Source organism: Bacteroides sp. 1_1_14 (genome assembly GCF_000162515.1).
Lineage (GTDB): Bacteria > Bacteroidota > Bacteroidia > Bacteroidales > Bacteroidaceae > Bacteroides > Bacteroides thetaiotaomicron.
Window position 1 is genome coordinate 264,266 of record NZ_GG774707.1, and the last position, 11,875, is coordinate 276,140.

Genomic DNA, 11,875 nt, shown 5'->3' on the forward strand with positions numbered 1-11,875 from the left:
CTTTCATTTAAATTATTAATTGTTTTATTGATTAGTTCTCGAAATGTAAATCCTCTACTGTCATTACTTCCGTGGAAATTTCTCCCATCCAACCTACGTTTTGATTGACAGCTGTATATATTTTCACAAAATCAATTTTGTCTAATTCTACGTGATTCCCGTTTTGATCAACAGCCCAGTCTATTTTGAATTGGCTGAACTCCGATCTGTTGGGATGATTATCCGCATATCCCCAAGGATAACAGTACCCTACCCAAGTACCTCCTTCATTTATTGCATTGTCTTTCAAGCGTGTTCCGCGAAAAGTAATTTCATCTTCTTCTATCCAATTGGGATAGTAGGAATCCTGTTGATGGTAACTGTTGCGATAGACGAACCCTTCTCCTCCTTGATTGTCGGTCCAGCGGACATCACCATTGGCAGGTTGAGGACGATAATAGGTTATTTCGTAATTACGGGTTTCCGTATCTTTCCCATATTCGCTTCCTGCCAGTTCATACCATTCATCGTCCGGCAATCCATTGCCATTTTCATCTTTTGAGACTAAGACAATGCCCGGTTCGGCACTTCCTCCCAAAGCTCCCGTACCGGTATTCTGATTGTATGAGGCATTGCCTAAAATTCTGAAGTCATATTCGCCTTTACTATTACGGATTGACTGATGGAATCCGACTGTAATCGTTCCCCCGAATCCACCTAAAGAAATAACAGACTTCTTCTTTAATTTCTCTGTTGCACGTTCCAGAACCTGTCCGGCAGAGAAGCCGTCTTCGTAGGCGGAGGTTGTTGTATTAATGAACTGTCCGGGGGCAGGGATGTATTCGAATACTTTGTTGGCAAAGGCGGAAGGCGCATTCGGATCTTCCGGTGTATCGCCTGCCTCGTTCTGTGAAGCCTTGTCGCTAAATACTACTGTATTAGGATTTAAGCCGATATCATTTAGCCGATATTGAAGTTGCCCTTGTTGGTTGAAGCAAAGGACATCTCCTTTGACTGTATAATTGTAAGCCTCCGTGATATACACATTCCCGCTGAAAGGATTCAGCTGAATGCTGAAAGGCGTTTGGATAGCCGTTCCGTCTGTGATAAAGTTATCCCGTATGACGGTTCCTGCATTCAGGTCAAATACTTTGATGGCGGAATCTTTAGTCTGATAGTCGTAAGTATATAGATAAGCGATGGGGCCGTCGATGGCAAAGCTCAGTACTTTTTCATCAGACGTAGTGGCGACCGCATCCGTCCGGCTGTCGATTTTGACCAGATGATAGTCTCCGGCTTCAATGTCAGTTCCCCGTGTGACTACATACACGGCTTCTTCCAGCCCCGGAAGTATTTTTCCCGGATTCGGTCCGACTTCTATTTTCTTGGTCTCCTTGAAAGTCGTTATGTCAATCACTGATACTGTAGTGTCTACGCCCGGTCCCGAATAATCCAGTCCGCCGGAATTGGATACATACAATTTCCCGTTTTGTACGCAGATATCTTCCGCATTTCTTCCGACTGTGACAATCTCTTCGATTTCCAGAGAAGTGGTGTCAATCCTTGCGACTGTGCCGTCATAGGAACATATATATGCCTTATCCTTATCAAACGCTATCGCGCGGGGCTGACGTGAACTGCCATTGTCGCGCAACATACTGATCTGCCGGATGGATTTGCCCGTAGGGAAGTCAATCACCTCTACGGTGCTCGACACATTGACTACTACATAAATCTTATTTCCATAGATCGCTATGTCATTGGCTGTATCTCCCAGTCTCCGCTGATTGTTTGCACTAAAGTAGTTGTTCGTACATCTTTGCCGATTGAAAGAATAACGAGCGAGCGAACTATTATTCTGATTGAACAGTCCTTCGCTTAATATGTACATCTCCGCTGTTCCGGTTTCGAATACATCCCCATTGCTTTCGGGTACAATACTTGGCTTATCTTCCAGATCATCGCAAGCGATAAAGAAGAGTGGGAAAAGAAAAAAACACTTCCCCAACCGTAGCAACATATTATATAAAAGACCTTTCTGCATACCTAATACTTATTACTTAATACCTATTACCTAATACCTGACTCCTATCGTCACTCTTACCGATCTTCCCGGCATGGGGAAATTCTTAACGATCTCATAATTCCTGTTCATCAGATTCAGCACTTCCAGGTTGAGTGATGCTGTAACTTTCTGTATTTTGAAATCTCTGTAGGCAGAGATGCTGTGATCACTGTAGCTGTCTAGGCGGTTGTCGCTGATGTTTTGTCCTAACATATACCGTTTTCCGGAGAAAAGGAATGAATAGGAAAGATTGAGCCATGGAGTTTCTATTCCGGCTTGTCCGGAAGCGGAGACGCGCGGGGTATAGGCTATCTGATGCTTGTACACTTTACCTTCCGGTGAGTTGGGATTGGAGTTGGTAACGTCCAGTGCCCGTTGGTAAGTATAGTTTCCGGAAAGGTTGATCCGTAGTTTATCCAGAGGCTGGAGGCTGAGGCTGGCAGTTGCATCTATCCCCTTGATATCCACTTTGCCCAGATTGACCATACTCCAGATGAATAAGTTCTTGGTAGGAGTGGCTACAATCTTGTCGGTCACTTTATTATGGTAGGCGTCTACGGTGGCCGAAAGATAAGGTATAAAGTTGTTGATGGCTTTACTATAAGTAATACCTATATTATATTGAGTAGCACTTTCCGGCTTCAGATTGATGTTTCCGGCCTTGTCGTAATATAAATCATTGAAGCTGGGCAGACGGAAGATATCTTTGTAGAAGAAACGGAACCGCAGTTCTTCATTATGAAACGGCTTTAGCGAGATGCTGGCATTGGGAGACAGCTTCCGGTGGTTGCCGGCACTACCTCCGTTTTTAGCTTTCTCGTTGATGACAGTTGCCAGAGCAGAAGCGGACAGCGTCATCCAATCATTGACGTATTTCCCGGCAAAGGCTGTCAGCCATGAATAGCGGGTGGGGGAGACGAAGTTCTGCAAATTGGCATTCATCGTATTGATGCTTCCGTCGGTGGACAAGGAGAAAGAAAGATTGTTCCATATCCGGTATAGAGCGGAAGCGGACAGGTAATATTCTTGCTGGTAATAGCTGTTGTCAGTTCCTCCGACGGAGGTAAGAGCATCCGGGTCCTGATAGTTCTGATAACTCCAGTTCCACTTGGCAGAGGTCTGGAATACCCATTTTCTGCTAAACTCTTTCTTGTACTGGCTTTGGATAAAGGTGTTCTTATCCTGCAGATTTTGTCGGGAGAAGTCATAATATAAGGTAGTGGCATTGGGCAGCCCCCGTGAGGACTGGTAATAATAGGCTTTCAGTCTCCATTGCTCTTTGTCGGAGAGATTGGCGAAAGCGCTTATCTCAGCCCGAAGGTTTTCTACATCCGTATTCTGGCGCTTCTCTTTACTGACCTGAACATCGGCATCATTCCCGTAACGCAGGGTAAATGGATAATGCCCGTCCGAAGACATCCATTCACCGTTGGCGGTCATGCTCCATTTTTTGTTGAGTTGTTGTTCCAGAAAAAGGGAAGGGTTTACTAATCCCCATGAACCGGTCTTAAATTCGGCGGCTATATTAGTCGGCTTGTCTTCTTTGAAATGCGGAGTCAGTGTCTGTATGTTCAGTATACCGGCAGAAGCAAAAAAACGGGCAGGCTGGAAGATGTTGTCGCTTTGTCCGTTGTTGAGCGAAAGGCGGTCTACGTTGTTTAAGGAGAAACGTCCTATGTCTACTTGTCCGGTCTGGCAGTCGCTGACGGTGATGCCGTCATAGGAAACAGCGGTGTGCTGTGCCCCGAGACTTCGGATGGAGACGGTTTTTAATCCTCCGATACCTCCATAGTCCTTCACGGTAACTCCTGCGAAATGTTTTACCGCATCCGATACCTGCAGTGCCTGCAGATTCTTTAATTCTTCCTTATTGAAAACCTGCAGAGGAGAGGCTGAACGGACTTCACGCGTCTGATAAGGGTCGGATACCATGATTTCGGGGATGGAGTAGATATGTGCTGTATCCACTTTTTGTTGTTGGGCAAAAAGGGATAAGGACAAAGCCTGACAGCAGAGTAGTACGCTCATCTTTTTAATAAAAGTATTCCTTCTCATTGTTTCTTTCAGTCTGTTCATAATGTAAAAAGATGTCCGGGCGAACTCACTTCGACCGGACATCATAATAAACTTGGCAGAGTTTATTAATTAGTACACACTTTCTCTGAATCAGAATGGTGAATGAAATGATGGACGGATTGTCCGGTTCATTAGACTCATCGCTTTTTCCTCGAAAGCAGTGAAACGAGTTTGCATGGTAGGTCTTCTGACTTGTTCCTGTTGCGAACGCCTTCCCGGAATTTGCTTTCCAGTGGCTATAAAGTCGATTGCTCGCAACCAAAAAATGAACTTACAGCAGCGGGACTGTTCAGGACTTTCACCTGATTCCCTTTTAATTGCTTCCCTCGTGCATGAGAGTTGCAAACCAATGCGCGACAAAGATAGATAGTTTATTTGTCTTTTGCAAGAGAGGAGAGAAGGTAAATCCATGACTTTGAACAGCTTTTTAAAAAGCTTTGAATCCAACCACCTCGGTTGACACTTCACCTATCGACTCGACATTCTTCAAAATGGCACTCTGTACTTTCACAAAATGAATACGTTCCAGCGTTACAGGATTGCCATTCTGGTCAACGGCGTCATCCAGGTCAAACTGATTATATCGGTAGTTGCCGTTGTCATCCTTTGCCATGTCGCTTCCCCAGTTGTCGGCATATCCTTTTCCGAAATCCTTGTTTTTCCATATTCCGCCTTCTTGCTCTGTCCGTGCTTCGAGCATACTTCCTTTCAATGTATAGGAGTCCTCTTTAATCCAGTTCGGATAATACATCTGATCGTGATATTGAGGGAGATACTTGATGATTCCGCTTTCTCCTTTGTTGTCTTCCCAGGGGATATCTCCGGCTGCATCCGGTCTGTGGTAAGTGACGGAATAGTCGCGTTCCGGTTCGTCACTTCCTTTCAGCTCGTACCATACGTCGTCTGCTTTTCCGTTGCCATTAGCGTCTTCGGATACCCATACGATGCCCGGTTCGGAACTTCCGGAGAAGGGATTGCCGATAATACCGAAGTCGTATCCTTTGCGGTTCTTTATTTCTTTCGGCATTTTAACGGTGATGTATCCGCCGAAAGATCCCAGTGAGACGTAGAGTTTCTTGTTGAAGCGCTCTTCTGCATAAGCGTTTGCTTCTTCCATTGTCTGGCAGTCGAAGCCTTCATTGATAAACTGCCCTGGTGCCGGACGATATTCCAGCACTTTGAATCCTTGAATTTCCGTTTCTTCCTCATCTTTGTTGCAGGAAGCCAAAAGAGTGGCTGCTATAGCCATCAGATACCAATATCTTTTCATTTTTCTATGTTAGTTTAGTTATTGAATAATATTTGTGAAGGAACGCTCTCACCACAGTCTACTGTGTGGAGAACTTTTCCGTCTTTGCTGTAAACGACGATTTTAGATTCGTCTTTCCGTTCTTCGGTATAAGTTACATAGAGTTCTCCGCTTTGTTGGTTCAGCTGCAATGGAGCAGTAATTGAAACTCCTGATTCTGCGGCAATGAAAGGTGCTTTGAGAGAGTCTGAATCGCCTAATATATATTTATATATAGCTCCGTCGGTCGATACCAGATAAATAATATTCTCTGTTTCGGATGCTACCATGCCTATGGTCGGACTTGAATGATACGGTCCCTTGGCCGGCTGGAAGTTTGCAAAGACTTTTTCTAAAGTAAAGTCATTCTTTATTTTTACGATATTACATCCGTTATCAGCCGATTCAAGAGTATAAACATTACCGTCTTTAGCCAGTACAAAATTGATTTTCTGTTTTTGAATGATATCTAGCTCTGTAACGGCAGGAGCTTCTCCTTCTTTAGCTGCGATTAGCTCGTTTACATCGTAATACTTCACTTTGGACTCATCTTTATAAGTGTCATTGCTCAGCACTTTGCCATTGTAGATTATGCTATTATAGAAACAAAGCAGACGCTCATTCTCGATCCTGACATTGTTAAGTGATTTTAGGTCAATACGACGTATGCCATCTCCTGTCACTAATCCATATTGTTCGTTCAGAATGGTCAGACCGCTTAGGTTTGCGCCTACTACAGCGGAGTTTTCGTAATAAAGAGTCTTGGCGTCGACAATGTAGAAATGATCTCGGTTCGATGTGCTGGTGCCCACAAGCAGATAGAACTTTCCGTTGCTGTGAATGATATTTGCAGAGTCGTAGTTACCAATTCCCAAAGTTTTTCCTGCATTTAAAGAAGCATAACAATCTTGATAAGCAGTTTTCTTTTCGGTATCATAGAAATTGAATGTTCCGTCTGCTACGTAGAAGAATCCTTTGGAAAAGTTGTGGTTAGAGCTGAAACTTGTGCTCATTTCTACTTTTCCGTATTTATTCTTGATGATACATGTCAGGTCCGCGCGACATGGATTGTCTATTTTGTAACTAAAGGTCGGTTCGGTAGAATAATCTTTTCCATTGACCAGCCATGAATAGGTGGCTCCTTCCGGATTAAGCAGTTCCGGAGTAATCTCCAACGTTTCTCCTAATTCCAACACTTGGCTTTCTGTCGGGAAAGTTCCTTTCAGTACGTTCGGATAATGTGCCAGATTGCCGAGGTGCAAATCTTCGCAATCGTCGTCGTTACAGGCGGTAAAACCTGCTGCAAGGCAGGCTATTAATAAAGTGGTATGTAGTTTATTCATCTTGTTTCAGAGTCTTGTTATTAGTTAAAAATGAATGTAGCCGGGAAATAATAGCCATCGTATGCTATTTCCGATATCTTTTCTCCTGTGGCGGCGTTGAATCTTACCAGAAGATTTTTCTGATAGTCTCCGGTCAGGTACATGGCCAGTAATTCGTTGCTCTTTGGATTGACGCGGATGCCTGCGCCATAGAATCCGTAACCTTCTTTGGTGTATTCGGTCAGTGTCTCCTCAGGGGCGGGATTGTCAAAAGTGGCTTTGTATATCTTTCCTCCTGCGATGTAGTAGAATATTCCTTCAGGAGTGCCGCAGAAACTGGCTTCTCTGTAAGCACCGAACGAGGAGGGAGAATAATCGTCACGCATTGCAACCTTTTTCAGAGAAAAATCAGCATTGATTCTTACCAGATTGTTTTTACCGTCTTTGGTCGTTTCTACAGTATAGATATTTCCATCTTTACATTGTACAAAGCGAGTACCACCATAGGTTGCAATATCTAATTCCTGGAATGCGACTTTGTCTGTAGGCTTGAGATCGGGTGAACATAATTCTGCAATGTCTATGGTATACACTTTAGGACTTCCCCACCCGGAGGAGTTCACATTTAATATGAGTTTTCCGTTATAAGCGATTCCGCTACCTGTTCCGGTATACGTATTTCCTACCGACACCAGTGTAATTGTTTCAAACGTTTTTAAATTGATACGGCTGAAATATCCTCCATGAGTAATTATTCCATAATCGTCATTCAAACCGATAAACTCATAAGCTTGATAATTAGCTAGTTTGCCACAGCTATTTTCAGCATACAGAGTTTTAGGGTCCATCACCACCAACTGATTATCTTCTTTTGAACAGACATACAACTTCCCATTCCACAAAGTAGCCGATTGTGAGGTAACTCCCAGCACATCTCCGAAATTCTGATTCTTATAGCACCAGTGTTCAATGCTGTTCTTCTCATAATTATAGAATGAAATACTTCCGGATCCGTGTCCGAACCATCCCTCATTGATAATCAGACATCCTTTGGAGTAATCCGCTCCCGGAACCATCACTTTATTTTCTAATGTCACTTTTCCCAAGTCATTGCTGAGTTCTAAAATAACTTTGGAACGGCCGGGATGTTCGGCGTTGAATGTGAATGACGGGTCTGTCGACATATCTTCTCCATTCTGATACCATTGATAGTATATATCCAGCGGACTACTTGCCTTAGGGGCATATACATATTGTTCTCCGACATTGAGTGTCAAATCCTCTTCGGGGAAAGTGCCGGCTTTCAGAGCTGGCAATCCTTGTAGTTTGTCAATGTGGTCCAGGTCACAATCGTCTTTCGAGCAAGACACAATAACGAACGCTGTTATTATAAATAATAACGTTTTGAATAGCTTTTTACAATTCATGTTTTGTATATTAAGTAAATAAAATATGTCCATCAAAGTGTCCGGGCGAAATCGCTTCGACCGGACACACATAATAAACTTGGCAGAGTCTATTAGTTTGTACATACTTTCTCTGAATCAGAGTGATGAATGAAATGATAGACGGATGTCCGGGTCATTAGATTCAACGCTTTTTCCTCGAAAGCAGTGAAACGGATTTTACATGGCAGGTCTTCTGACTTATTCCTGTTGCGGGCGCCTTCCCGGAATTTTCTTTCCAGTGGCTTTGAGTAGATTGCTCGCAACATATCTATGGAACTTACAGCAGCGGGACTGTTCAGGATTTACACCTGATTCCCTTTTAATCGCTTCCCTCGTGATGAGAGTCGCAAACCAATGCGGGGACAAAGATATATAGTTTATTTGTTTCTACCAAAAAGAAAATAACAGCAGTTTTGCTCTCATGCTCTAACAATTCCTGCGTATCCCTTTATTCATCGCTGTTTCAGGCGTGGTAGCAAGTGTGGTGGCAGGTATGAGAGCAAACGGTTGCTCTCACTCCGGTGCATCGGATGACGTGACGTTTTGTAGTGTTATAGGTTGATTTGTAGGATGTTAACGTCTGATACGTCAACTATTAAAGATTGACATATCAACTATTAATAATTGAAAAATCAGGTATTAAAGGCTGATAACTCATCTATTAGTAGCCAATAAATGAGTTAATGCTTCTTGAAAGAACGGGTGAATTGGAATAACTGATACGATTGGGTTACTCCGGTCATGCAGTCAAGTTACTCTAATTGATAGTTGCTTTAGAAAGTTCCAAAGCGTTGAAACCAACGGTTTCAAGCGGATGAAACTCTAGTTTCAAGCAGATGAAACTTTAGTTTCAAACTGAAGAAACTTTGGTTTCAAGCCGATGAAACTTTAGTTCCGAGCGGCAGAAACATTTTGTTTCAACGGTTGGAACTGATATTGGAACTACATGTTAACTATTGATGCTGCATTAGATATGCTTCAATGGCTGGTGCGGTGGCATCTTTAAGCAATACAGTCTTGTCTTTATCCAACAGATATAGAGTCGGGATAGCCTTTAAGTCATAGACCTGTTCTTCTTTGATAGTGAACTTCTTGTCATATCCGTTAATCCATTCGTTGGGAAATTCGCTCAGATGCTTTTTCCACTCGTCCAGTTCCTCATCGGGGTAGATGGAGAGAAGTACCAACTTCTTTTCCTGTAAAAGCTGGTTGATGATGGGAGCGTTTTTCAGACCTTCTATGGTTTCTGTGCATGCCTGACAGCCGGGGTTATTGATAAATAACAGAAGATATTCCGCTTTCAACTGATATAATGAACCTTGTGCTCCGGAGGCCAGGGTATAAGTAAAGTTGAGCGCTTTGGTTCCGATACGGTTTTTCTGAGCCAGCTTAAGACGGGCCTGGGGACGTATCTTCTCTGTTTCGTTCAATACAGGAGAGGCTATCATTGCTTCCAATACCGGTATATAAAATTCTTCGTTACGCATGGGGGAGTTGGGATCATACAGATACTTGTCCGCCAGGTCGGTGATATATGTAAACACCTTCTTGTCCACATTGGTCCGGTCGATTACATTGCGCATGGCTTGTTGGGCTGTTTCAAGCGGTACGTGGTTCAGCAAGTCGCAATAATCTGCCCACGCCTGCTCCGTTACTTCCGGATGGTGGATATAGTTGGTGTCGGCAAAGTTTACATTGTCCCAATAATGCTTGGCCAGAAAGTCGGCCCGTTGTTCCGGTGCTGTCATCATTTGCGGGATGGCGGGCATCTTAATAGCCTTAATGGTATCTTGCGGTGTTTCGCTTTTGCTTTGACTTGAAGCATTCCCGTTTTTACAGGCGCCAAGAAGAAGGCACAGAATGAGTATAAGGCTTATGTTTGTTTTCATGACAATTGGTTGGTTTAAACTTACTTTCGGAAGCAAAGGTATGAAAACTATGTGAAAAAACATACCGATATTCCGGTAAGTTTTGAAAACTGGATATGCGGCTTCGTATTTTTTATCGATACAGCCGACTTTGTGTGAATAGGGCTAAATAATCTCTTCCCTTCGGATGGAATCTGCATCGAATTTGTTATCTTTGCCCGTAGCATTGGTTATTTTTTAATAAAAGCTGATATGAACGCACCTGTTAAAACGCTCCGTAAGCTCCCGATAGGGATACAAAGTTTCGAATTTCTTCGCTCGGAAGGATATCTTTATGTCGATAAAACAGAACTGGTCTATCGTCTCGTAACGAAAGGGAAGCCTTATTTCCTCAGTCGTCCCCGGCGTTTCGGGAAGAGCCTGTTGCTTTCCACGCTTGAAGCTTATTTCAAGGGGAAGAAAGAACTTTTCGAAGGACTCGCTATCGAGAAATTGGAGCAGAACTGGTTCGAATACCCGGTGTTGCACTTAAGCTTGAATGCTGAGAAATATGACAGTAAGGAACGATTGGAAAGAATGCTTGAACTGCAACTGGAAAGTTGGGAAGAGATGTATGGAGTAGATAAAGGCACAATGACCTACTCCGGACGCTTCATTACCATTATCCGACGTGCATACGAACAGACCGGACGCCGTGTGGTCGTACTCGTAGACGAATATGACAAACCCATGCTTCAGACATTCGATAAACCTGATTTGCAAGAAGACTTCCGTAAAACGCTGACCGCTTTCTATACTGTACTCAAAGATGCTGACCCTTATCTTCAGTTTGTCTTTATCACCGGAGTAACGAAGTTTGCGCAGATGGGCATTTTCAGCACGCTTAACCAGTTGAATGATATCAGCTTTGACCTTGAGTACAACACCCTTTGCGGCATGACACGTACGGAAATTGAAACCGTTTTTGTACCTGAATTGCAAGAACTAGCTCTCCAGGCTGAAACCAATTATGGCGAAGCCGTAGAGCAACTCACCCGCCAGTATGACGGTTACCGCTTCACTCCTGAGAAAGGATTTACTCCCATGTTCAATCCTTTCAGTGTGCTCAATGCCCTTGCTAAGTCGCGTTTCGGTGACTATTGGTTTGCCAGCGGAACGCCTACTTTTCTGGTAGAGATCCTAAAGAAGACAAATTTTGACCTTCGCGAATTGGACGGTATTGAAGTCTCTTCTGCTTCATTGAGCGACGACAGGGCGAATATCTCCAATCCCGTTCCGATGATTTATCAAAGCGGATACCTGACTATAAAGTCGTTCGACCAACGCTTTCGTACATATACACTAGGGTTTCCTAACGAAGAGGTGAAATATGGTTTCCTCAATTTTGTCGCCCCTTTCTATACTCCTGTCGCATCCACCGATACCACCTTTTATATCGGGAAATTTGTGCATGAACTGGAAACGGGCGAAACGGAAGCTTTCCTCACTCGTCTGTCCTGTTTCTTCGCCGATTTTCCTTACGAACTGAACGAGAAAACGGAACGTCATTATCAAGTTGTATTCTATCTCGTCTTCAAACTCATGGGGCAATTCACGCAAGCGGAAGTCCGTACCGCTATCGGTCGTGCCGATGCGGTAGTAAAGACTGCGGACTACATCTATGTGTTCGAATTTAAACTCACCGGCACCGCCGAAGACGCTCTGAAGCAGATTGATGAAAAAGGTTACCTTTTGCCCTACACCGTGGATGGCAGGCGACTGGTGAAAGTCGGTGTGTCTTTTGATGCCGCGAAGCGGAATCTGGGAGAGTGGCTGATTGTTTGACTGCA

7 protein-coding genes and 2 riboswitches are annotated in these 11,875 nt (G+C 43.7%); of the genes, 1 reads left to right on the forward strand and 6 read right to left on the reverse strand.

Features of this window, described 5'->3' with window-relative positions; translation table 11 throughout:
- Positions 1 to 31 precede the first annotated feature (31 nt).
- From HMPREF9007_RS09055 to HMPREF9007_RS09030, 6 genes are all read right to left on the reverse strand, one after another.
- The gene (locus HMPREF9007_RS09055) at positions 32 to 2,023 is read right to left on the reverse strand and encodes a YncE family protein (protein ID WP_032850530.1); all 1,992 of its coding nucleotides are present in this window, start codon (positions 2,021 to 2,023) and stop codon (positions 32 to 34) included.
- Between the two features lie 30 nt (positions 2,024 to 2,053).
- Positions 2,054 to 4,099, reverse strand: a complete 2,046-nt coding sequence (locus HMPREF9007_RS09050; protein ID WP_008762287.1) for a TonB-dependent receptor — start codon at positions 4,097 to 4,099, stop codon at positions 2,054 to 2,056.
- 180 nt (positions 4,100 to 4,279) lie between these two features.
- Positions 4,280 to 4,486: riboswitch (cobalamin riboswitch) on the reverse strand.
- 61 nt (positions 4,487 to 4,547) lie between these two features.
- The gene (locus HMPREF9007_RS09045) at positions 4,548 to 5,390 is read right to left on the reverse strand and encodes a hypothetical protein (protein WP_008762288.1); all 843 of its coding nucleotides are present in this window, start codon (positions 5,388 to 5,390) and stop codon (positions 4,548 to 4,550) included.
- A gap of 14 nt (positions 5,391 to 5,404) precedes the next feature.
- Complete coding sequence (locus HMPREF9007_RS09040; protein WP_008762289.1) at positions 5,405 to 6,751, reverse strand: DUF5074 domain-containing protein; 1,347 nt, start codon at positions 6,749 to 6,751, stop codon at positions 5,405 to 5,407.
- Positions 6,752 to 6,771: 20 nt separating this feature from the next.
- The gene (locus HMPREF9007_RS09035) at positions 6,772 to 8,157 is read right to left on the reverse strand and encodes a DUF5074 domain-containing protein (RefSeq protein ID WP_225651487.1); all 1,386 of its coding nucleotides are present in this window, start codon (positions 8,155 to 8,157) and stop codon (positions 6,772 to 6,774) included.
- Positions 8,158 to 8,343: 186 nt separating this feature from the next.
- A riboswitch (cobalamin riboswitch) is annotated at positions 8,344 to 8,549 on the reverse strand.
- A gap of 582 nt (positions 8,550 to 9,131) precedes the next feature.
- On the reverse strand, positions 9,132 to 10,067 hold the full coding sequence (locus tag HMPREF9007_RS09030; protein ID WP_008762291.1) for a DUF5106 domain-containing protein: 936 nt from the start codon (positions 10,065 to 10,067) through the stop codon (positions 9,132 to 9,134).
- 231 nt (positions 10,068 to 10,298) lie between these two features.
- Between HMPREF9007_RS09030 and HMPREF9007_RS09025 the strand changes: the two genes are divergently transcribed.
- Positions 10,299 to 11,870 (forward strand): ATP-binding protein, encoded by a 1,572-nt coding sequence (locus HMPREF9007_RS09025; RefSeq protein ID WP_008762292.1) that lies wholly within the window; start codon positions 10,299 to 10,301, stop codon positions 11,868 to 11,870.
- The last annotated feature ends 5 nt before the right edge of the window (positions 11,871 to 11,875 follow it).